The 23,822-nt window shown below is 65.8% G+C and carries 14 protein-coding genes; 7 read left to right on the top strand and 7 right to left on the bottom strand.

Features of this window, described 5'->3' with window-relative positions:
* Positions 1-4: 4 nt before the first annotated feature.
* A complete protein-coding gene (locus tag ASF40_RS09800) occupies positions 5-1,387 on the bottom strand; it encodes an MFS transporter (protein WP_056368547.1) in 1,383 nt (460 codons plus the stop codon).
* A 99-nt stretch (positions 1,388-1,486) separates the two neighbouring features.
* Here ASF40_RS09800 and ASF40_RS09795 point away from each other — a divergent pair, with 99 nt between their 5' ends.
* Positions 1,487-2,197 carry a TetR/AcrR family transcriptional regulator gene (locus ASF40_RS09795; protein ID WP_056368546.1) on the top strand — a complete coding sequence of 237 codons (711 nt, stop codon included), beginning with the start codon at positions 1,487-1,489 and terminating at the stop codon, positions 2,195-2,197.
* Between the two features lie 129 nt (positions 2,198-2,326).
* Here ASF40_RS09795 and ASF40_RS20850 read toward each other — a convergent pair whose 3' ends face one another.
* Positions 2,327-3,832, bottom strand: a complete 1,506-nt coding sequence (locus ASF40_RS20850; protein ID WP_082496983.1) for a carboxylesterase family protein — start codon at positions 3,830-3,832, stop codon at positions 2,327-2,329.
* Positions 3,833-4,376: 544 nt separating this feature from the next.
* Here ASF40_RS20850 and ASF40_RS09790 point away from each other — a divergent pair.
* A complete protein-coding gene (locus tag ASF40_RS09790; RefSeq protein WP_056368544.1) occupies positions 4,377-6,815 on the top strand; it encodes a glycoside hydrolase family 2 TIM barrel-domain containing protein in 2,439 nt (812 codons plus the stop codon).
* 66 nt (positions 6,816-6,881) lie between these two features.
* On the opposite strand, the gene ASF40_RS09785 is transcribed toward ASF40_RS09790, so the two are convergent.
* The 5 genes from ASF40_RS09785 to ASF40_RS09765 all read right to left on the bottom strand — a co-directional run bounded on the left by ASF40_RS09785 (position 6,882) and on the right by ASF40_RS09765 (position 16,987).
* Complete coding sequence (locus ASF40_RS09785; protein ID WP_235560201.1) at positions 6,882-9,326, bottom strand: glycoside hydrolase family 3 N-terminal domain-containing protein; 2,445 nt, start codon at positions 9,324-9,326, stop codon at positions 6,882-6,884.
* The gene (locus ASF40_RS09780) at positions 9,316-10,512 is read right to left on the bottom strand and encodes an MFS transporter (protein WP_056368543.1); all 1,197 of its coding nucleotides are present in this window, start codon (positions 10,510-10,512) and stop codon (positions 9,316-9,318) included. Before ASF40_RS09780 ends, ASF40_RS09785 begins: the two co-directional genes overlap by 11 nt.
* A 333-nt stretch (positions 10,513-10,845) precedes the next feature.
* Positions 10,846-12,348, bottom strand: a complete 1,503-nt coding sequence (locus ASF40_RS09775) for a glycoside hydrolase family 43 protein (RefSeq protein ID WP_056368541.1) — start codon at positions 12,346-12,348, stop codon at positions 10,846-10,848.
* On the bottom strand, positions 12,341-14,086 hold the full coding sequence (locus ASF40_RS09770) for a DUF5605 domain-containing protein (protein ID WP_056368539.1): 1,746 nt from the start codon (positions 14,084-14,086) through the stop codon (positions 12,341-12,343). Before ASF40_RS09770 ends, ASF40_RS09775 begins: the two co-directional genes overlap by 8 nt.
* 12 nt (positions 14,087-14,098) lie before the next feature.
* Complete coding sequence (locus ASF40_RS09765) at positions 14,099-16,987, bottom strand: alpha-L-rhamnosidase (protein WP_235560200.1); 2,889 nt, start codon at positions 16,985-16,987, stop codon at positions 14,099-14,101.
* Between the two features lie 47 nt (positions 16,988-17,034).
* On the opposite strand from ASF40_RS09765, the gene ASF40_RS09760 reads away from it, so the two are divergent.
* The 5 genes from ASF40_RS09760 to ASF40_RS09740 all read left to right on the top strand — a co-directional run bounded on the left by ASF40_RS09760 (position 17,035) and on the right by ASF40_RS09740 (position 23,795).
* Complete coding sequence (locus tag ASF40_RS09760) at positions 17,035-18,066, top strand: LacI family DNA-binding transcriptional regulator (protein WP_056368535.1); 1,032 nt, start codon at positions 17,035-17,037, stop codon at positions 18,064-18,066.
* Positions 18,067-18,367: 301 nt separating this feature from the next.
* The gene (locus ASF40_RS09755) at positions 18,368-19,339 is read left to right on the top strand and encodes a carbohydrate ABC transporter permease (protein WP_082496981.1); all 972 of its coding nucleotides are present in this window, start codon (positions 18,368-18,370) and stop codon (positions 19,337-19,339) included.
* On the top strand, positions 19,336-20,160 hold the full coding sequence (locus ASF40_RS09750) for a carbohydrate ABC transporter permease (protein WP_056368533.1): 825 nt from the start codon (positions 19,336-19,338) through the stop codon (positions 20,158-20,160). Before ASF40_RS09755 ends, ASF40_RS09750 begins: the two co-directional genes overlap by 4 nt.
* A 195-nt stretch (positions 20,161-20,355) precedes the next feature.
* Positions 20,356-21,516, top strand: coding sequence for an ABC transporter substrate-binding protein (locus tag ASF40_RS09745; RefSeq protein ID WP_056368531.1), 1,161 nt, complete (start codon positions 20,356-20,358; stop codon positions 21,514-21,516).
* Positions 21,517-21,671: 155 nt separating this feature from the next.
* The gene (locus ASF40_RS09740; RefSeq protein ID WP_056368528.1) at positions 21,672-23,795 is read left to right on the top strand and encodes a hypothetical protein; all 2,124 of its coding nucleotides are present in this window, start codon (positions 21,672-21,674) and stop codon (positions 23,793-23,795) included.
* Positions 23,796-23,822 lie beyond the last annotated feature (27 nt).

Genomic DNA, 23,822 nt, shown 5'->3' with positions numbered 1-23,822 from the left:
GGCATCAACGCACCCCGCGCACCTTGAAGAGGATGATGAGCGCACCGATGAGGGCGACAGCTCCCGACACGATGTACATCAGCGTGTAGTTCGGCGAGGACGAAGCCGCCCCGATGGCCAGGACGCCGGCTGCCGCCAGGGGGCCCACAGTGCCGGGAAGCTGCTGCGCCAGCTGCATGATCCCGAGGTACCGGCCGGATTCCTCGCGGTTGGGCAGCACATCCAGCACGATCGCCTGGTCCACTGTGGAGAACGCGCCGATGGCGAGTGTCCCGAGGAGGGCGCCGGCGATGAGGCCGGGGAGCTGGTACGAGAACGCGGAGATCAGCGTTCCACCGAACATGATCACCCCCGCGAGCAGGACGAAGATCTTGCGACGCTTCAGGCGGTCCGACAGGAATCCGACTCCGAGTGCGCCCAGCGCCCCGAACAGCACGCCGCCGATGCCGACGATCGCGACGATCCCCCCGACCTTGCTCACCGGGAGACCGAGCCGGGCGGCGATGAAGTAGGTGCCGTAGGTCGTGGTGAACGACAGGCCGAAGAATAGGAGCGCACGACCGAGCCAGTTCCAGGCGTAGTCCGGCGCTTTACGCGGGTTGAACACCATCCGTGCGAACACCTGGCCGACGGAGGTCTTCTCGGGTTCGGCGAGTCCGGGCACGTCCCGCGCGAAGATTGCGAAGAGCAGCATGCCGATGACGCCGATGAAGCCCGGGATGAGGAACAGCAGAGTCAGCTGCGTGGCGAACGCGGACACCAGCGCCACACCGAAGATGGGCGCGGCCATGTTGGCGAAGCCGTTGTAAGCGGACACCCGGCCGCGCTGCTGTTCCGGCAGGCGGTCGCCCAGGAAGGCGATCACCATGTTGGTCGCCGTCTGCCAGCCGAGAAGAGTGAAGATCCAGCCGAGGACCACGATCGGGATCGACGGAGCTACGGCCAGGATGAACAGGCCGACGAGGCCGGCGACGACACCGCCGATGACCCACGGTCGGCGACGGCCGAGGCGGCTCCTAGTGCGGTCCGAGAGCACGCCGATCAGCGGCGTGGCGACGACCGAGGCGATCGCCCCGATCCCGGTGATGACGCCTAGCACTCCCACCTGACCGGGAACCAGAACGTCGAGCTTCACGCTCAGCGAGAACGCGATCGGCGTCACCACGGCCATCGACGCTCCGAAGGTGAGGAAGACGAGGACCCAGATCAGGCCGGCGCCCATCCGCGGAACCTCTGGCGTCTTATCCGGATCGGCGACGGCGATGCCGGATGCGACCCCGGCCGGCGGCAGCAGGACTGCGTCGGCGACGACTTCGTCCACCACGGAGGGGTCGACGGGGCGGGTGCTGCGCTGGGTGCCCCTGCGCTCGGCGGGTGATGTGTCCACAACAATCTCCATTGATCGGTCAAATACTGCGCTACGGCGCGAATTTCGATGAGCGTATCCAATCCTGCGCTGTGGCGCAAGATTGGATATGGTTGAGATATGGTTACCGCTGCACCGACCACCTCGCCCGGCACGGCCCCCGCCCGCGCGGGCGGGTCGCGGGGCCGCTACGCCAAGTCGGAAGACGTGCAGCAGCGGATCGTGGGCGCCGCCACCGAGGTGTTCGGGGTGAGCGGCTATCACGCCGCGACGTTCAAGGAGGTCTCGCGGCGGGCAGGGGTCAGCGAGCGCGGCCTTGCCTACCACTTCCCGACGAAGGAGGCGCTGCTCGCTGCTGTGGTCGACCGACACGAGCGGTGGCGCTCGGTGATGGTCCTCCCGGCGACGGGTCTCGGCGCCTTCGCCGCCGTGCTCGCCGTGGTTGGAGCCGACGCAGGTCTCCCGGGCATCGTGACCCTACATAGCCTGCTCAGCGGGGAGGCGACCCCCGTGGATCATCCGCTCCACGAGCACTACCGCTCGCGTTACCTCGATCTGCGAACCTACCTGGCGCGCGCATTCGCGGCCGCGCAGGCGGAAGGCCAAGCCGCCTCCGTCCTGAGCCCCGAAGACCTGGCGGCGGGCATGATCGCGCTGCTCGACGGCCTGCAGCTGCAGTGGCTGTACGACCAGCAGGCGATCGACGTGGTCCGGATCGTGGAGGGTCACCTGGCGGCCGTGTTCACGCCGACGGCCATGGAGAGCATCCGCGCCCTGTGCGGCGAGTTGATGGCCGCCGCCGAACAGCGCATCCGGACCGCTCCGGCCTAACCTCATAGCCCGTGCGACAGCGTGGTCCAGCCGCGTCCGCAGGCCGTCGATGACATCACGGGCACCGTTCAGAACCCGCCGCACTGCCGTGGAGATGAACCCCTATCGGCGCGGATGCGGCTGAGCGTGTCACCTGGCGCCCGTTGTTGACCACGCTTGTCGCAGGTTGCGCCACAGGTCTCCATCGTGAAGGGGATCCCGGTCCGCACCCGGAACGCTGAGCACGCGGAGCCAGGGAAATTCCGATCCGATGCTCTCCCAATCCACGTTCCCGGCCAGTGGCGCGCCTGATCGGACGAATCCGACGAGAGCGCTCGACATGTGCTCGGCCAGCGTGTGCGCTCCATCGGGGAGGGTCCCGCCGTCCGTAATCGCGACGTCGAGGTTGTTGAAGAAATAGGGAAGCTCGCTGGCGTGGGCTGACGCGGAGGGGTCTCCTGCTCGCGCGCCGCCGACGAAGACGTATCCGTATGTGTTGGGTGAGGGAGCTCGCGCCTGAAGAAGCCGATCAGTCGGACGCCGATAGCGCACGTCAGTGAGTAGGTGATCCAGCACATCGAGCTCAGTGGCAGCGCGTCCCAGCAACCCTGCGATTGCCGCTGAATAGGCCTCGACATCCCGCGGCGACGCACGCCCAGCCAAGACCTCGATCGCAGACTTTCGCTGACGTTCAGTGAGGGTGTCTGCGCTTCCGGCCGCTTCGGTGAGGTTTGTCCCGGCGAGCAGCGAGACCGGTGCGAGCGCTTGTGATCTCCACGCATCTAGCGGCTGGATCGGGACTGCGCGTGTGCCGAGAACCGGCTGGAACGGCATTGGCAGCGTCGGTATCGAAGGGGTTCTCTGCCTGGTGACTGTCGTCTGCGCGACCAGGATGCGCTCAATACTCAAACGGAGAGCGTCCTCTGGATTGCTCACCCCTGCTGCGCTGAGGAACGACTCGGTCACGGAATGAGCATCTTCGGCGGTGAGCGCACGCTCCGCGGTGCCGCTCGACATGACAACACGATGAACGAGACCGTCGGCAAGCGGTGAAGCCGCGACGGTAGCGGCCAACGCCGCACCCGCGGACTGCCCGAAGAGAGTCACTTGGCCCGGGTCTCCGCCAAACTGCTCAACATTGGCCCTGACCCACGACAGCGCGGCGACGATGTCATGGACAGCGACGGCCCCGCTCTCGGCGAACCTCGCGTCTATGGCGCGATCAAGAGCCAGGAAGCCCAGCGCGCCCAGCCGGTAGTGGACCGAGATCACGACGAGACCCTCGGCCGCAAGTCGGGAACCATCCGTTACCGGGTCGGCGTGGGACCCATATTGGTTTGCCCCGCCGTGCACGAAGACGAGTACGGGCAACCCATCGGCTCGCGATCGGGGCCGCCAGATCGAGGCGTTGAGACATGATTCCTCCGCCATCGGGGCGGAGGGGCTGAGGAGCGTGACACCTTCGACTACAGGCTGAGGTGCTGCAGGGCCAGGACGAACGCGCCGCCGAATCCCGTGCCACGTCGGCGCGGTTCGCGGCGGACGAAACCGGACAGGCACTCCGAAAGGGACGTCGAAGAACACTTCGACACCGGGGTGTCTGGCAGGCACTGATCCGATCTGCCCCTGGCGAAGTGCCACCACTCCGTCAGTCATCGTGCACCCCACTTCTGTGCCGTCGGCAGCACGTCCATGCTGTCACCCGCTGGTCCGTCGACAGGCTTATTGCGCAACGGGGGCCCGGCGCCCTAGAAGCTGGAAGTGAATGCTCTCCGGATCATCGGATCGGATCTCTGCGCGAACGATTCGCCCATCGATAGCCCGAGCTAATTTCGAAGCTGCAAGCCAGCTGTTTTTGACGGTGTCAGGTTCTGGCGCTTCAGGCTGTGAGCCGCATTGCCCAGTTGCCGAATCAACGGCGACGCGCGCGCAGTCGTGGGTGCGCCGTCGTGATGGCACTCGAACTGAGCGGGTCAGATCAACGCGCTGATCTCGCCTTGCCGGCGACGGCGACGTGTACGAGCGCTCCGCTCGTGTGAGCCACAGCCGCGATTCCTCGCTTGAGATCGTCGTTGTCCCACCGTGCGGGTCAGAAGCTGGCACCCGAGCGACTTGCGCAATATTTGGCAAGCGTGAGTGAGCGGCCGCCCGTCCTGGGTAGCGTGGCGGCAGCAGAGTCCTGTCAGGCTGGAGCCACCCCATGACCGTCACGCCCTTCAACGATGATTGGACCGTCCGCCCGAAAATCAGCGGCTTCGTCAATCTGATGGGCGGATCGGAATCGACCGACGTCACGCTCCCGCACGACGCGATGATCACGCTCCCGCGCTCGGAGCACGCGTCGGGCGGCGCACCCTCGGCATTCTTCCCCGGAGGGGAGGTTGAATACTCGAAGCGGTTCTACGTGCCCACGGAGTGGCGGGCGAGGCGGGTGGCACTCCAGTTCGATGGCGTGTACCGCGATGCGATGGTCTACGTGAACGATGAGTTCGCCGGGCAGTGGCGATACGGCTACAGCGTGTTCCGCCTCCCGGTGGATGCCCATCTGCGCTACGGCACGGTGAACACAGTCCGTGTCGAGGCGCGCGCTCACCGCGACTCCCGCTGGTACACGGGGCTCGGCATCTATCGGGACGTGCATCTGGTTGTCACGCCGCTCGCCCACATCATCGACAATGCCGTGCGGGTGACGACGCCCGACGTCGACGCCGAACGCGCTGTGGTCGAGTCGGCTGTGCAGGTAGCGAACGAGGACGTCATCTCCCGCCGGCTCACTCTTGCTGTCGAGATTCGCGATGCGTCGGGGGCGGTCGTCGCAGATGATCGGACCCCGGTCACTCTTCGCCCCGGCGCCGCCACCACGGTGAGGAGTCGGCTGTACGTAGACGAGCCTCATCGCTGGGGAGTGGATGACCCCTACCTCTACTCCTTCACCGCTCGCATGCTCGACGAGGAAGATCCGGCCACCGAACACGAACTGGTCGTGTCGTTCGGTGTGAGGACGCTTCGGATCGATCCACGGCATGGGCTTCGCATCAATGACGAGACAGTCAAGCTCCGCGGCGCGTGCATCCATCACGACAACGGGCCGCTGGGGGCGGCCACGATCCGCCGCGCCGAGGAGCGGCGGATCGAGATTCTGAAGGAAGCCGGATTCAACGCGGTGCGCAGTTCGCACTATCCGATCAGCCCCGCGATGCTCGACGCGTGCGACCGGCTCGGCATGCTGGTGTTCGACGAAGCGTTCGACGCGTGGACCGAGATGAACCAGCCCTTCGACTACACGCTGGACTTTCCCGAGTGGTGGGAGCGCGACATCGACGCGATGGTGCGCAAGGACTTCAATCACCCCAGCGTCATCCTCTACAGCATCGGGAACGAGATCCACGAGTACGGATCAGGCGCCGGCGGCATCCTCTCGCGCGAGATCGCCGAGCGCATCCGTGCGAACGACGAGACTCGCTTCATCACGACGGCGGTCAGCAGCTTCTGGGCAGTCGCGGGTGAGGTCATCGGCGAACTCAAGGATCGGCTCGACACTGCCGTTGCCCGCGGCGTCAACGACGTGATGAACGAGATGACGGAGTTCTTCGATGCCGTCACCGTCTCGGACGTCGTAACGGTCCGCACAGCGGAGTCGCACGCGGCCGCCGACATCGCGGGACTCAACTACGCCGAGGCACGCTATGCCCCCGACGCCGCCCGATTCCCGAATCGCGTCGTGCTGGGGACGGAGACCAACCCTCGTGTGACCGCGATGTCCTGGCGGGAGACCTTGGCACACGACCATGTGATCGGCGGATTCACCTGGACCGGTTGGGACTATCTCGGCGAAGTGGGACTGGGCAGAACCGACTACACCGACGATCTCGAGGTCCGCGGCGGCGGGGACCCGGCGTTCCCGTGGCTCACGGCCTGGGCCGGTGACATCGACATCACCGGGATGCGTCGACCACAGTCCTTCTACCGCGAGATCGTGTACGGCCTCCGCCGAGACCCCTACATCGCAGTCCTCAGACCCGAGCACTACGGGCGACGGCGGCTGGAGATGCAATGGGCCTGGAGCGATGCGATCTCGAGCTGGACATGGGACGTTCCCGTCGGTTCGCGCGCCGAGATCGAGGTGTACTGCGATGCGGATGAGGTCGAACTCATCCTGAACGGCGAGTCACTGGGGCGACGGCCCGCAGGCGCGGAGAACGACTTCACTGCTCGGTTCGACATCGAGTACCACCCGGGCGACCTGGTTGCGGTGGCGTACCGCGACCAGGTTGCCAGTGAGCGCAGCACCCTTACCACCGCGCAGGGTCGCGTGCTCACGGCTCATGCGGACCGCGAGCAGATCCGGAACGACTCCGGCGATCTGGCCTTCGTGACGATCGAGTTCGCGGACCCCGCGGGCGTGCCGAACCCGTCGCGCGACAGCTCGATCGAGGTGCGAGTAGATGGACCTGGCCGCCTGCAGGCACTCGGCACCGCTCGGCCGGCGACCGCTGAGCGCTTCGACGCGACAAGCTGCACCACATTCGATGGTCGCGCACTCGCGATCGTGCGGCCCACCGGGCCGGGAGAGATCATCGTCACGGTGGGCGCTGAAGGAGAGACGGCCAGGACCGCTATCACCGTTCTGGAGACGTGAGTCGGCCGCCCGCTGCGGTCGACTCACGATCGGTTCACTCTCCGGCGACCCCTGGGCGCTATCCCCTCAGCTCGCCCAGAACGCTCGCGCACGTCCATCGATGACAGCATCCGTGTGCACGACGATGTCCGTGCGGAGCCGAATATCGGCTGAAGATGCGCCGACGAGGATCTCGACCTCGCCGGGCTCGATCCGCCATTGCATCAGCTCGTCGAGAAAGGCGAACTGGCTCGCAGCCAGACGGAACGTGACCATCGTGGATTCACCGGGATCCAGGCTCACTCGCCGGAACCCCGCGAGCTCTTGCGCAGGTCGAGTCATCGAGGCGTAGAGATCGCGGACGTAGAGCTGGACGACTTCGACGCCCGGCCTCTCCCCGACATTCGCGAGGGTGAAGGAGACCTGGAAGCCCTCACCGTCGATATCGTCGACTCGTTCCACACCCAGTTCGGAGTAGTCGAACTTGGTGTACGAGAGCCCGTGTCCGAACGGATACCGGGGGATATGCGGGCTGTCGACGTAGTCCGGGAACCCGATGCTTCCTCCCTGGTGCCAGCTCGATCCGTTGCTGTGGTTGTACGGCACCGGCACCTGCCCAGCGTTGCGCGCCACGCTGACCGGCAGCCGACCGGAGGGCCCTACTGCCCCGGTGAGGATGTCGACGATGGCCTCGGCTCCTGCCTCCGACGGGCTCCACGCCTCGATGATCGCGCTCAACGACCGATCTGCGGCGTCGCTCGAGATCGGACGACCATCGAGATGGACTCCGACGAGCGGAACTCCGAGTGCGCCCAGCTTGTCGATGAGCTCCTCCTGACACGCCGGCAGGTTGATGTCGGTGGCATCGATCCCCTCCCCCATCGAGGCGATCGACGACATGCCGTACTTTCCGCCCAGCGTGAGCAGCACGACGTCCGCGGTCTGAGCGAGCTCGATCGCCTCCGCGTGCCCCGATGTATCGTGTCCGGCGATGGGGTAGCCGCGCGTCCAGAGGACCTCGGTGTCCGGCATGCGCATTCGCACCTCTTCGAGCAGACTCCGAACACCTGGCTTCTGGTGCTGCAAGAGCAGCTCATACTCTTCGCCATCGGATGCTTCGATCTTGGTCCCAGGAATGGTGACGATGCCCGCGTCGCTCGGACCGGTGACGAGTCCGGCCATCGAGGAGCGAGTCGCAAGCTTGGCTTCCGCCATCGAGTAGTGCGTATACCCTCCGAAGAAGAAGCGAGCGCTCGCGGCGTGACAGCCGACGACCACGATCCGGCGCGGTCGCCCCAGGGGAAGCACACCGTCGTTGGTCAGAAGAACCAGCGATTCACGTGCCGACTGCAAGGTGGCCGCCCGATCCGCATCCGTTTCCAGCTCGGCGACAGCATCCGACGCGGCGTCTGCATACGGGGCCTCGAACAGGCCCATTCGGAACTTGGCCGCCAGGACGCTCAGCACCGCCCGATCCAGCACAGACACATCCGCACGACCGGTGGCGAACAGGTCGCGAAGTTCGGCGCCGAAGCCGGCCGGCCAGTGCTGCTCGACATCCATTCCCGCCCGCAGCGCAAGAAGACCGGCGAGCGCGTTGGAAGAAGCGACACGTTGCACCGAATGGAGGTTTGTGACCGCCCCGTAGTCCGACACCACGAGTCCGTCGAAGCCCATCTGCTCGCGCAGGACCGATGTGAGCAGCCAATGCGAAGCCGACACAGGCTGCCCGTTCACGGAGTTGTACGCGGGCATGATTCCGCGTAGCCCGGCATGGGTGATCGCGGCCTGGAACGGCTTCGCATACTGCTCCAGGATCAAACGGACCGGTGCATTCACATCCGTCCCGTGAATGCCGCCGTCGACGTGGTGCGACCCGACGAAATGTTTGGCGACAGCCTCGGAGCGCAGCGCACCTGTCGAACCGGATTGAATCCCCTGCGCGTAGGCGACTCCGAGTGCGCTGACCAACGCCGGGTCCTCGCCGTAGCTCTCTCCGTGCCGCCCGAGGCGGGGATCGCGGGACACATCGAGCACCGGGGCGAAGGTGTGGGTAACGCCGACAGCTCGCTCCTGGCGCGCGACGATCTCACCGATCCGCCGTTCAAGACTGGGGTTCCAGCTGGCACCCCGTGCCAGGCCGCTCGGAAAACTGGTCGCCCCTGGGAGAAAGCCGCCGCAGATACCCTCCATATGGAAGATCGCCGGGATGCCGTGACCAGACCGGGACATCGCACTCCGCTGCACCCGGTTCTGGAACTCGATCACGTCGCGAAGCGTTTCGGCGGACCGCGTCTCGAGTGTGGACACGACACCGACGCCGTTCGGGTGCCGATTCACGAAGTCATCGGTCTCGGCGATGTCCTGGGGAAAGTAGCACGTGATCTGTGCCATCTTCTCGTCGATCGATAGTTCGGAGAGCAGGAGCGCTGCCCGCCGCATCGGGTCGAGCGCCGCGTCACGCCATGGGGCCTCGGGGTCGGTTGACGTCCGGGCGGACGGTTCGTTCGGGCGAGCTGATTCAGGGGACATAAGCGTCCTCCTTTGCGATGGGTGAGGGAGGCGAGGATGTCGCCGCCCGGGGTACGCGCGGCAGCGACAGCAGCAGAACAGAGATGCCGACGGCCGAGAGCAGCGCAGCAGCCCAGGGCAGAACGGCGAGACCCCACGCGCCGATGACGAGCCCTCCGACGACCGCCCCGCCGCCGATCGCGATGTTGAAGGCCGTGGTCTGGAGTGCGGCTGCGGTCGAGCGGCGTTCGTGCGGAGCGATCCGCATCATGCGTGTCTGGAGCAGGATCGGGGCGACGGCGAAGCCCATCGACTGCACGAGTGCGACCGCAACCAGCGGAAGAGTGCCCCACTCGGCCATGAGGGGGAATAGCGCCATCAGCGCGGCGAGCATCACGATGGCGACGACGAGCGCCGCGTTCGGCCATCGGTCGGCGGGTCGCCCGATCAGGGAGACCGCGACGAAGGCGGCGATCCCCGTCACCAGCATGAAGATAGGGATGGACGGCTCGGGCAGCCCGGCAACGTCGGTGAGCCAGACCACCCCGTATGTTCCGTAGGTGGTCTGACCGATGACGACCAGAAGGATGATCAGGCACACGAGGAGGATTCCGCTCAGCCCAGCTTGTGAGGAGACGGGCCGGGAGCCGGCGGAGTTCGGCGCACGGCGCGCCAGCTTCACAGGTGGAAGGAGCGTGGCGACGAGGACCGCGACACCGACCGCCACGATCGCGAAGACGCCGAATGCCGCACGCCACCCGAACAGCTGGCAGAGCGCGTTGCCGAGCGGGGCGCCGAGAATGCCGGCGACCGCGCCACCCGCGGCCGTGATCGCTGTTGCCCGGCCGAGCTGTGAGGAAGGGACGAGATCGGCCGCATAGGCGGCTGCGACCGACCAGAACAGCCCGTGCGCGATGCCGCCCGCCACGCGCGCGGCGAGGAGCAGCTCGAACGTCGGCGAGAGCGCCGCGAAGCCGGTCGCGGCCGCTATCCCGGTGAGCGCGATCAGCGCGAGCGGCTTGCGTGGCGCCTGTCGGGTCAGGATCGCGAGAGGGGTGGTGGTGACGATGACCGCCGCCGCGAACACGGTGACCAACTGGCCCGCATCTGTCACCGGGCGGTCGAACGCTTCGGCGATGTCGGGGAGTAGCCCGCCGGGGAGGAACTCGGTCGACATCGATACGAAGATCGCCGCCGCCAGCGCCAAGAGGCCGACTCGAGGGAACGGCGAGTCGCCGTCGCTGTGCCTCCGGCTGCGGGGGATGCGACGAAGGCGGAAGACTGATTGCGGCCGCGATGCACGGATGTCTCGCGACATGGGTGCGCTTTCTCATACCCTTGCGCATTGCCGGGGTGCCGGGCGCCAACGCCGCGAACGGTGGGGAACCCTCAGGATATGGAGCAGCGCGGTCCGCGAGCAAACCCCATCGCGCCATTTGCGCAATGGGCCCCCGCCTTCGTCGACGACGATCGGCTCGTCCCAGCGGCTGCGCCACCTGGCGACGACCTCGCCATCTCACGTCCGCCGCCTTGAACGCAGCTAGTCCGTGAGCGGTCGATACGTCACGCGACGCACGATTCCCGCGGGAGACGGCGCCCCGAGCGCCAGCATGCGTCCGGTGAACCCAGCGGCGACCTCGGTCGAGAAGTAGCGACCGTCCAGGCGAGCGATCTCGATGCTCGTGCCGTCGTCTGTCGCCACCGACAGGACGACGTCATCGGGACCCGCATAGCCGAAGGGCACGGGGGCCGTCTGAGGTGGTGTAGTCGCGATGCGCAGAGTCGCCGTCTTGGTCCCGAGTTCGACCACTCCGAGCTGCTGACGGATGTCGCCGATCTGCACCGACGCGCGAGCCTGCTCTTCCTCGAAGATGACGGCGCACCAGTGACGATCGTCGAGCCGTAGCCCGATGGCGCCGGATGTCTCGACCTCCGCCTCGGCTTCCCACATGAAGTCCTTCACGCGAGCGCACACGACGTCGGTCGCCTCACCCCAAGAGACGAATCGGAGACCGCCGTCAGCGACATGTTCGGTCACGGTGCCAGGCTCGTTGTCGGGAGCGACCCAGCGAGGGTCGAGGATCCCGGTCGAGAACTCGTCGACGAACCCCTCGTCATCAGGCGGTACCTCGAAGGCGCCCTCGACGAAGACCGGCCAGCCGTCGACCCAGTCGATGCCGGCAACGAAGGTCTCTCGGCCCAGGACGTGGAACCCGGGAGTCGACCCGCGCGGGCGTACGCCCAGGTAGACAGCGGCCCACTCGCCGAGGGGCGACTGGATCAAGTCGGCGTGTCCGACGTTCTGAACCGGATGCGGGGAACTGCGATGCGTGAACACCGGATTTTGTGGGCACGATTCGAACGGGCCTCGCGGACTACTCCCGCGAGCGATGGTGACGCAGTGGCCCCGCTCGGTGCCGCCTTCGGCGAGCATGAGGTACCAGAGGTCGCCGATCTTGTAGAGATGCGGCCCCTCGGCGGTCGGCAGCCCACTGCCCTGCCACACGGGGTAACCGGGCTCGAGCAGACGACCCGACTCCAGGTCGATGGGCGCCTGCCGGATGCCCTGGCCTCCGACAGTGAAGTCGAGCACGTGCCAGGTGAGGTAGCACGTCCCGTCGTCGTCCCAGCAGAGGTCGGGATCGATGCCGATCGCCTCTGGGACGAATACCGGCTCGGACCACGGCCCGGCCGGGTCAGTCGCGCAGACGATCACCTGACCCGCAGTGAAGTCACTGACGTTCGTCGTGGCGAACCAGAAACGGCCGTCGTGATGCCGCAGCGTCGAGCCGTAGATGCCAGTGGACGGTCCTGATGTGCCGGCGCGGAACTGCGAGCGTCGGTCGAGGATGTTTCCGATCTGGGTCCAGCTGACCAGGTCTCGGCTATGGAAGATGGGGGCGCCCGGGAAGTATTCGAAGCTCGAGTGTGCGAGGTAGTAGTCGTCCCCCACCCTGCAGATGGTCGGATCGGGGTGGAAGCCGGGGACGACCGGCTGGATCGCGGCGCTGATGGCCCGCGGGGCTGTCGCGAGATCAGCCATCGGTGCTCACTGCCGAGTCGGCCACGATCCTGATCGCCGTGTAGGGACGCCCCGGGAGGTCCACGCGAACCTTGCCCTCGTGTACGCCGGGAACCCGCTCGACGGTCATGTTCCACGCATCGATGACGTCGATGTGAGCGCGTACACCGTCGGGGACGGTCACGGTGCGGAACGCCGGCTGACCTGCTCCGAAGTAGATGAGCACGTACTCGCCGGCCACACCGGCGTACGCTGCATCGAAGTCCGATGGCAGTGGGTCGAGGCGCCCGGTTGGCGACGCGGCGATTATCGATCCCAGGAATGCGATTCTCGCGGGGCTCTCCCCACGCAGCGACCCGCCCTTCGCCCAGAAGATCGTGTCACCGGCGTCGTAATAGGTCTCGCCGTGGGTGCCGTATCCGCCCCCCATGGCGATCGACCACATGCGGTGCGTCTCCTCTTCGCCCGAGAGGAATCCCCACCCCTGGTCGATGTTGCCCTCGTAGCCGCACTCGTCGATGACAACGGGCTTGTTCCAGGCGCGGCGCCACTCGCGAACCTTTGAGCCGAGGAGCTCTCCGAACTGGATGCTCGCGTGGGACGCCCAGGGCGACGAGTAGTCCCAGATCGCGACCCAGTTATGGATCGACAGAGGATGGTTGTACGGGTCGTTCTCACGCACGACTCCGGCGATGCGATCCCAGTCCGCGTCATCCTTCGTGAGGAGGAGGTCGTACTCGTTCGCGAGCGACCACCAGACGTTGGGGTAGGCGGCGAGGCGGCGCGCGACGTAGGCGACATATCGGTCATCGGCGACGGCGCCCATCTTCGCGAAGCCCCAGTTGTCGTAGGGGTGAAACAAGATCAGGTCCGCCTGGATGCCGAGTTCGTCGAGCTGCACGATCCGCTCCTCGAGGCTTCGGAAGAATTCGAGGTCGAAGCGAGTCGTGTCGAAACCGTTTGCATCGCGCGGAAAGACGAAGCGCTCAGGCTCGTTCTCGTTGTAGAGGAAGTGCTTCGGGAACAAGCCCATGCGGAGCTTGTTGAATGAGGTCTTCCCGAGCGCGGCGAGCGTCGCTTCCTGAAGCTCCCGATCCTGGTGCGTCCAGGCGTATGCCGTAGTGCCCAGCGGAACGAAGGGCGTCCCGTCGTCGTACGAGAAATGCATCCCGTCAGCGTGGACCGCGCCGTGGGCGTCGCCATCGGCGATGTCGACGAGCCCGCCGATTCCGTCGAGTGATCGCGCGTTCGACGTCGTCAGGAACGACCATCTGCCCGCCCTCGGCGGCAGGAAACGGACCAGGTACCGACCGTCGCCATCGTAGAATCCGCCGACGCGGAGTTCCTGATCTTCCAAGGAGAAGATCGCTGTGAGATCGACGTCGACGAAGGGATTGCCGTGTCTCGGACCGGTGATCTCGATCTCTGCCATACGGCGCAGCTGGGCGCTATCCGGCACCACGACCGGCGCACTTCCGCGCTGGACAGTGTCGGCCTCGTAGTCGGCAGGCGGCACGATCGGCTCACCGATCGGCAGGCGTGGGGCGCGGTCCTCGATCTTGCTGAGCGCATCGAGAAGCTGTTCGTTGCGCGGATCGCCCGGCGCGATCAACTCGAGGATCGCCGCGAGCGGGAATGAGGCGTCGGCGGTTGCGAGCGGGGAGGCGAGCACCTCCGGGAGAAATCCTCTGACCACCTCTCGTGCGTCATCCTGCGAGACGACGTCGGCGATGTTTGAACGGGCGTGGAATGTCGGCATGCTTGCTTCCTGTCAATCTGAAATCTTCGCGATGGCGGCCTTCGCCGTTGCGGACGGCCATATGCGTGTCCACACCGCCTCGCCCAGCTCAGCGGCCGGGTGGTCGTACATCGGCTCGAGGAGGCGCGCTATCCGAGCGTCGGAATCGATGACGCCCATCAGGGACGACACCTCCACGAGCCTCAGCCAGCGCGTCTCGTCATCGACGATGTCGCGAATGGTCTTGGGCGCGGTGCGCTCGGCTGTCGGCTCCACGACCCGCCACTCGTGGAGGCCGTGACCGACGGATGCCGACCCGCCCCAGGGCAGCTGGACCTCGGCGGTGACGCCGACGGGAACCTCGACCTCCAGCATCCACTCGCCGCCTTCGCGGGACCATGCGACGCTGGCGATGCCGTACGGGGTGCGGTGGCTGGCCGCAGCGCGGGTGAGCCCCTTGGGCGGCACTGGGCGCACAGCGATGGTCCGATATCCGGCGCTGGAGGCGGCGAGTCCGGCGACACGACGGTGCAGCCAGTCGATCACGCTGCCGAGCGCGTAGTGATTGAACGATGTCATGCCACTGCCGTTGACGGTGCCGTCTGGCAGCATGCTGTCCCAGCGCTCCCAGATCGTGGTCGCCCCCATCGTCACGGGATAGAGCCACGACGGGACCTGGGTCTGCAGCAAGAGGCGGTGCGCGATGTCGGCGTAGCCGTTGTCAGTGAGCGCGTCGCAGACGATGGGGGTTCCGACGAACCCCGTTGCAATCCGGAATCCGGAAGATCGGACCAGATCTGCCAGCCGAGCCGCGGCCCGCGCGCGCAGGGCGGGATCTTCGATCAGGCCCCAATGGAGCGAGAGCGCGTAGACGGTCTGCGCGTCCGAGAAGACGAGACCGGAAGCGGTGACGAACTCGCGCACGAATGCTGCTCGGACGCTTGCGGCGAGTGTTGCATACTCCACCGCGAGAGACGAATCGCCCACGACGTCAGCCGCCCATGCGACGATCTGTGCCGAACGTGCGAAGTGAGCGGTCGCGATGACGTCCGGATCGGCTTTGGCCCGGGATGGGTCGTCCTCTGGGGCCGTCGGGTCGAGCCAATCTCCGTACTGCGATCCGCCACGCCAGACGAGGTCGTCGCTCGCCTCGATCCTGAGGCAGTCCACCCAGGCCTTCATGCTCGGCAGCTGGCGTTCGAGGATTCCCCGGTCGCCGGTGCGTTCCCACAGCGTCCAGGGCACGATGACCGCTGCGTCTCCCCATGCGGCGGCCGGGCTCGACGTGAGTTCGGTGCGAAGGATGTCGGGGATCACATGCGGCACACGCCCGCGTTCATCCTGCTCGGCGGCGAGATCGCCCAGCCACGACGTCAGAAAACCGGCCGAGTCGTAGAGGAAGTTCGCGGTCGGGGCGAAGATCTGGATGTCGCCCGTCCAGCCGAGGCGTTCGTCTCTCTGTGGGCAGTCGGTGGGTACGTCGACGAAGTTGCCGCGCATGCCCCAGACGACGTTCTGATGGAACTGATCGAGCATCCCGTGGGACGAACTGAACCATCCGATCCGTTCCAGGTCGCTTCCGATCACGACTGCCTCGACGTCTTCGACGCGGAGCTCGGCGAGTCCCGTCACGTCCATATAGCGGAAGCCGTGGAACGTGAATGACGGAGCCAAGTTCTCGGCGCGCGCACCGCTGAGGAAGTACGTGTCGGTGGCCCTGGCGCTTCGCAGCGGCTCGATCGCGAGCTCACCGCGCTCGAGCACCTCGGCGTGGCGGATCACGACCTCATCGCCGGCGCGCCCACCACGGGCAAACAGGCGCACCCAGCCGACCAGGTTCTGTCCGAAGTCGACGATGGTGCGACCGCTCGGCGATGTCGAGACCGACACCGCAGGGACGACCTCGGTGACACGCATCGGCGGGCCGTCTTCACCGATCAGGATCCCGAGATCCGCCTCGACCGTTTCGACGGGTCGATCGAACGGCGTATCCGGGGAGAAACGCAGATCGGTGGTCTGTCCGTCGTAGATATCGTCTGAAAGGATGCCGGTCGAACGCGCCCGCCACGTCTCGTCGGTTCCCAGAACGTGAACGGCACCGTCCGCGGTCGTCACCTCGAGCTGAGCGAGCGCTGCGAGGCGGTCTCCGTAGAGCGCGCGCTCACCGAGGAAGCCGAACCGCCCTCGCCACCAGCCGTTCCCGAGCGTGACGTCGAGCGTGTTCTCACCCGAAAGGACAAGCTCGGTCACGTCGTAGACCCGCGTGCGCAATCGACTCTCATAGGCGGTCCAACCGGGGGCGAAGACGGTGTCGTCGACCGCTACACCGTTGATTCGGGCCGTATAGATGCCGTGCGCCGTTGCATACAGGCGAGCGTTGACCACCCGTGCATCTATCTGCACCGTGCCTCGAACCTCGGGTGCCGCTTGCCGGAGCCCGCCGATCCCGACAGGGCTGATGAATCGGGCACTCCAATCCTCCGGCGCAAGTAGCCCCATCTCAACGATGCCCGGCTCGCTCCACGGGCTCCACCCGGTCCCACGTACGCGCACGCGCACGACGGCTACGTCACGGGAGGCGAGTGGGGCGTCTGGCCACGCGACCAGAATCTGCTCGGATGACTCGACCACCCAGCGACTGGTGGCCCCGCCGCGGGCGATCTCGACCTCGTATGCCGTCTGCACATAGCCCTCGGGGGCGCTGGCAACCGACCAGCTCAGGCGCGGAGAGGCTGTGGTGACCCCTCTTACCGGGCCCCGGTCGGTGCGGTGCTCGAATCGGGGCGCGGATGGTGCCGCGAGCTCAGCCATGAGAATCTCCTTCGAAGCGAGGCTTCGACACGCGAGCCTAGGCGGGCCCAGGATGCCTCGACAACGAGCTCGCCCCTTATTGCGCAACATCGAAGGCGCGGGCTTCTGCATTGCCGCTACTCTTCGTGCGGGGCTATTTGCGCAACAGTGGAGGGATCATGGTCGATCCGCAGACGAAACCCACAGTCACGCTGAAAGACGTCGCCGACGCCGCAGGGGTGTCGGTGGCGACGGCCTCCAGGGTGCTCGCCGGTCGTGGCGACCTTGCGCTCGCCACGAGGGAGCGGGTCGCCGAAGCGGCCGCAGCACTCGGCTACGAACGGGCGCCGGGAACGCGAGGTCGGCCTAGTACCCTCGACCCGAGGCTGATCGAATTCGTCCTGGGTGGCTTCGACGACGCCTGGACCGATGCGATGACGACCGGCGCACGCGAGGCGGCGTTCCGCCTCGGATTCGACCTCGTGCTCACCCTCGAACGCCCTGATCCACAGGACGACTGGCCGACCCGTGTCGCCACGCGGCGCCCGTCGGGGGTTGTCATCGGCATCATCAAGCCGACGGCCCGACAGCTCGACGAGATCCGCGGACTGCGCATACCGATCGTGCTGCTCGACCCGATATCGGACCCTGACGGCGTACTTCCGAGTGTGGGCACCACCGACTGGCAGGGGGGATATGACGCCGGGACGCATCTCGCGAGCTGCGGAGTGGACCGCTTCGCCGTGGTGTCGGGCGTTCCGCCCTTTCGATTCGGTCGAGCGCGCGAGGAGGGCTTCCGGCGCGCGATCGAAGAGAACCGCCCCGGGGCTCAAGTGGTTCGAATCGACTCGCGCTGGACGGATGCCCCGCTGACGGCCGAACTCATGAATCTCGTCGCCTCCGACAAGTCACCGGTCGGAGTGTTCGCCTGCAACGATGAGATGGCGCTCGCCGTGTATCGCGCGGCCTCGCGCGCCGGCAAACGCATCCCCGCCGACGTCAACGTTGTCGGCTTCAACGACGAGCCCCGGGCGGCCAAAGCGCACCCGCCCTTGACGAGCGTGCGTCAGCCGCTGCGAGAGATGGCGACTCGTGCGATCGAACTGATCACCGAGCTTCGTCAGCACGACCGGCCGAGCTACGAACGGATCGAGCTCCCGTCGACCCTCATCGTTCGTGGATCGACGAAACCACAGTCTCATCGCGAGTGAGAGGCGGCGCTCCCGGGTGAACGGAGCCAGGGACCAAGCGACCATCGCCGCGGTCTCGGAGTTTCGCACACCTCCGACGAGGTGCCCGACGCTGCCCTGAACCCCACGAGCCCTCTTGTGGTGGGGAGATCATGCCGACCGCCCGCGGCCAGACGAAGTCTGCCTCTTTCATAACGAGCGGGCGACGCCGGGACGTTTGCGCAATAAGATCGCCGGTCGTTGCGCAGGGTGAATCCCAGATCTAGTCTGGCCGAGCGCTCAAGCAAATCCGAAACAGCGTCCCAACTAATGGAACGCCTCGATGACGGAAGAGAAGTCAAAGGTGACCATCACTACACCACCGGTGCGTATCGCACCGCGCTCCACCCGGGACAGCCTGAGAGGACGTAGGCGAAGCCGGTCCAGCACCGTCGGTCGCGGATTGTGGTGGTTTGCACTGCCCGCCATCGCGGCCTACGCCTATGTCGTCGTTGTCCCCTCTGTGGTGGGCATGCTCTCTTCGTTCACCAACTGGTCGTTCCTCAACTCCCCCCCAGACTTCGTCGGGTTCGAGAACTTCGTCAAGGCGTTTCAGGGCGAGGCCGGGCCGGCTGCCGTTCGCACCCTCTTCATCGCGATCGTCGTCGTGATCGGCCAGAACGTTCTCGGATTGGGGCTGGCGCTCCTGCTCCATGGTGCGGTATTCGGGCGCAACGTCCTGCGTACGATCATCTTCGCGCCGATGGTGGTGTCGTCACTGGTGGTCGGCTACCTGTTCAAGTACATCTTCGGCCCGCCCGGCAGTGGCGCCGCCAACGCGCTCCTTGACGCCGTAGGTCTGCCGCAAGTCGACTTCCTCGGCAACCCGACATCGGCCCTGTGGATCATCATCGTCACGGTCATCTGGCAGTTCACCGGGTCGACGATGATCATCTATCTCGCCGGCCTGCAAGGCGTTCCCCAAGAACTCGATGAGGCAGCGGCGCTCGACGGCGCCGGCTATTGGAAGCGCTTCTGGTACGTCACGAGACCGCTCCTCGCACCAGCCATCACGATCAACCTGATGATCGGCCTGATCGGCGGGCTCAAGATCTTCGATCAGATCATCTCGCTGACCAACGGCGGACCCGGCAACCAGACACAGACCATCTCGACGCTGATCTATCAGATCTTCTCCAACTTCGGTGAATACGGCCGGTCTGCGGCGCTCGCGGTCGTGCTGAGCGTCGGGGTGGCCATCCTCTCCATCATCCAGTTCCGCGTTCTGCGGAGGCAGGAGCGCAGCGCATCATGAAGACGCCACTCCGAGGGCGGATTGCCGCAAACGGCACCGCCTACCTGACGACACTGATCTTCCTGTTCCCGGTTTATATCCTCATCAACCTGGCGCTCAAGCCGGCGGACGATCTGGGGTCCGGGCTGCTTCCGAGCACGCGCCCGACGATCGACAACTTCATTCAGGCCTGGAACGGCTCGTCTCTTCCGCAGTCGATCGTCATGAGCATTCTCGTGACAGGACTCTCGTCGCTCTTCCTACTGACTTTCGCGACGATGGCTGCATATCCGCTGGCACGGTCGACCTCGCGGTGGTCGAACGTCACGTTCTACACCTTCCTCATCGGGCTGCTTCTTCCCTTCCAGCTCGCCATGATCCCGCTCTACATCCAGATGCGCGACCTCGGGCTTCTCGGAACAGTCTGGGCACTGGTGGTGATCTACTCCGGCGTGTTCATGCCGTTCTCGATCTTCCTCTTGACGACCTTCCTCCGCTCGAGCGTCCCTCTCGAGTACGAGGAAGCCGCCCACATCGACGGCGCCAGCCACGCGCAAACCTTCTGGCACGTCGTCGTTCCGCTTCTTCGACCCGCCATCGGAACCGTGTTCATCCTCAATGGCGTCGGCATCTGGAACGACTTCTTCACGCCACTGATTTACCTGGCCGGAAGTGGACAGTCCACCATCCCTATGGCGATCTACGAGTTCGTCGGCCAGTACACGACTAATTGGCCGCTCATCTTTGCGTCGCTCATCATCTCGATGATCCCCATCCTGACGCTCTACCTGATCTTCCAGCGGTATGTCATCCGAGGATTCGCGGGCGGACTCAAGGGCTGACCGAGATGACGCAACCCGCTCACAAGCCGCCGGCGCCCGGCCGGTTGGACCACCAAGCACTGCACTCACAGAAATGGAACTAGATCGATGAAGATCCGCAATATGGCCGCGACAACGTCCGTTGTCGCCATCACCGCTCTTGCCCTCGCCGGCTGCTCGGGTGGCAGCGCTGAGCCTGCCCCGTCGGATGGCGAGGTGAGCGGCACACTGACCGGGGTGTTCTCCTCCTTCTTCCAGGAGACGTACGAGGAGATCGCCGCAGCATTTGAAAAGGAGTACCCCGACGTCACCGTGGACTTCGACTACCAGGGCGGAGACATCGGCCAGCTCGTCATGACTCAGCTGCAAGGCGGCACCGCTCCCGACATCCTGACATCGTTCCCTGGCGGCGATCCGAAGGATAACGCGGACAACGTGGCGCCCTTGGCCGCGAACGGACTGATCCTTCCCCTGGACGTGACCTGGGCGGAGGACCTCCCGGAGGCATGGGCGGCCGACTTCTCCTACGACGGCAAGGTCTACGCCTATCCCGGCGCGCTGCAGCCCCTCGCCGCGATCTACAACCAGTCGAAGCTGGACGAGCTCGGCCTGTCCGTACCCACGACCCTCGACGAGGTTCTTCAGCTCTGCGCCGACGCGGCCGATAACGGCGTGTACGCCTATGCGCAGGGACTCGGGGAAGCCGCCGCAGGACCGCAGATGTTCCCGTTCGCGCACACCGCCACGCTGCTCGAGCAGGAGATTCCGGATTTCGACGAGCAGCTGGCGAGCGGAGACATCACTTACCAGGATTCCCCGTGGGTCGACATCTTCGAGATCCAGCAGGACCTTTGGGATGCCGGCTGCTTCGGCGAAGGTGCGCTCGGGCGGTCCCGGGAGCAGGGCGGCAATGCCGTCGCGGCCGGTCAAGCGCTGGGAATCGTCGATGTCGGCGCCGTCCTGGCGACCGTGACTGCGGCCGGACCTGACAACTCTTACGTCGTCGCTCCCGTGCCGGCGAACAACGATGGCGAGACGTTCGTGACGGCCCTGCCCGGCTTCGTCAACACCATCAACGCCAAGGCCAAGAATCCGGCAGCCGCTCAGGCTTTCCTTGAGTTCATGGGCACCCCCGAGGCCTCTGCGATCTATGCAGACGGCTTCAAGTCGGTCCCGGTTCTGCCCAATGACCAGTACACCCCGCCGGCAGAGCTCGAGGAGTTCGCGGCTCTGATCGCCGACAACAAGGGCACGCCGCTTCCGACCCTGCAGACCGAGGTCCAGTCGACTCTGAATCAGCAGCTGCAGGCGATGTTCCTCGGCAACACAACCCCCGAGGGCGTGGCCGAGAGCATGCAGGCCGCGTACAAGCAGTAATCGTCATGACCGGCTCCGAGGGTGTCGCGCCAGGTGGGCCGCGACACCCTCGGAGGAATCACCATGCAGTGCTCTCAGCGACACCTTGCACGGCAGTCGCCACCACCCGAGCAGTCTGGTTTGAGCTGCGCCATCAACGAGGAAGTTGAAATCACGTGAACGACTCATTGGCCACAACCCGGAAGGATCGAGTTGGCAGGCGGACTCCGCGCCATTGGGCTGCAGCCGCAGGTACTGCTCTCGCCCTCGTCGCAACCGCACTGACCAGCTCGGCAGCAGTCGCCGATGAGCCGGTTCCTTGTTATCCGGACGCGGCCGGGGCCTGGCAGATCACCGCCGACTGCAGTGACCCGCTGTACGCGCAGCCGGTCGTCGACACCGAGATCGACGAGACCTCCCCCGTCCCCCACCACCGCGTCTCCGGCCACTTCGAAGGCACGAACATCCAGTTCAACGTCTACCTTCACCCCGAACCGGACAAGGATGAGTGGGACGGGCGCTTCTTCCAGTACACCTACCCCATCACGTTCGCGCCTGGGGAGAACACGTCCCAGGCTGCCGACCGCGCGATCGAATTCGGGCTGGCGAGCGGGGGCTACGTCGTCCAAGCCGGAAACGACTTCCTTTCCCTGGGATACCGGCACGCGGCCGCAGCTGCGAAGTTCGCAGAGGACCTGGCGGAGGACTATTACGGCAGCGACCGCGAGATCTTCGGCTACCTCTACGGACTGAGCGGTGGTTCCCTGCAGACAGTCGGCGCCGCTGAGAATGTCGAAGGAGTCTGGCAAGGGTTCGTGCCCGTCGTTCAGGCCGTGCCACAACCGAACAGCTACCCCACGAACGGCCGGTCCGCGGCCGAGTTGATCCTCGCCGACAAGGCCCCCGAAATCAGGGATGCCCTGATGCCCGGAGGAAGCGGCGACCCCTACGCGAGCCTCGACGATGCTGAACGTGCCATGCTCACCGAGCTTCACCTGCTCGGCATCCCCTGGAAAGCGTGGGAGAACCCCGACTATCTACTCGGAAGAGACAGCAGATTCTTCGGTACCGGGCTGGACTCCGACACGCCGCTGCCCTACGACCCGACATACGTCGACGACTTCTGGAACACTGCAGGTTACCTCGGCGCTGAAGACTCGCCGCTCGGCGTACGGGTGCGCGCCGAACTCGTCAAGATGGGCGACACCGTCGAGCACCGCTGGAATATCGCCAAGCGGTTCGCCTACCGCTACCAGCTCCCCGGAGCCGATCAGGGATGGATCGCGTTTGATCAGTTCCGCAACCCCGATGGCACTCCGCTTTACCCGCAGCGCGCCGTGGGCGAACCTCCGCGCTTCGGCTCAGTGGCGGGAAATACCGCGTTCGACGGGTCGGTCAACGGAAAGGTCATCGTCGTGTCCAACCTCTACGACGTCGACGCATTGCCCTTGCACACCGACTGGTACCGCCAACGCGTCGAGCAGAGCCTGGGCGCGGAGGCTGATGAGTCCTACCGGGTCTACTTCAACGATCGTGCCGACCACCAGGGAGCGGATACGGCCGGAGAACGCGCGGCAAGTCTCGTCGACTATTACGGCATGATCGAGCAAGCGCTGCGCGACCTCGCAAGCTGGGTGGAGGACGGCGTTGCCGCGCCGCCGTCCACGCAGTATGAGCTCCGAGACTCACAGATCATCGTCGGCTCGGACGCCGACGCCCGTGGCGGAATCCAGCTCACCGCTGCCTTGAGCATCGACGGCGACGATCGAGTCGACGTCGAGACCGGTCAGGCCGTGAAGCTGGACCTCACCGCCGACGTTCCCGACGGACTCGGTAAGGTCGTGAAGGCCTCGTTCGACTATCTCGGGACAGGCGCGTTCGAGGATGCCGCCCTGGGCAATCCGGCGAATGAGGTGTCCACCAGCGTCACGCACACCTACACAACCGCGGGTACGGTCTTCGTCGGCGCGCGTGTCGCCGCGGATCGGGAGGGCGACGTCGGCGATCCCAACGCGCAGGTTCGGAACCTCGACCGGGTCCGGGTCGTCGTGCACCAGGGCGCCGCGCCCGTCGTCACGGCCGTGCTCAAGAAGCACGCGGTGTCTCTCATCGCCACCGACGACTACTCGGGAGTCGCCGCGATCGAGTACCGCACGATCAAGAAGCCGGGGGACGCGCCATCCGCATGGCAGATGTATTCCGGACCGATCAAGGCGACAAGCTCGAAATTGGTCATCGAGTATCGCGCCACCGACAACTCCGGCAAGACGAGCGGGGTCGAATCGATCGCGGCTCGATAAGACCAACGGGGCCGCCGCACGCGGGTG

Origin of the sequence: Microbacterium sp. Leaf288 (assembly GCF_001422925.1) — a bacterium.
Classification (GTDB): Bacteria; Actinomycetota; Actinomycetes; order Actinomycetales; family Microbacteriaceae; genus Microbacterium.
The sequence above is the reverse complement of the archived record's forward strand: the minus strand, read 5'-3'. Positions and strand labels throughout refer to the sequence as shown.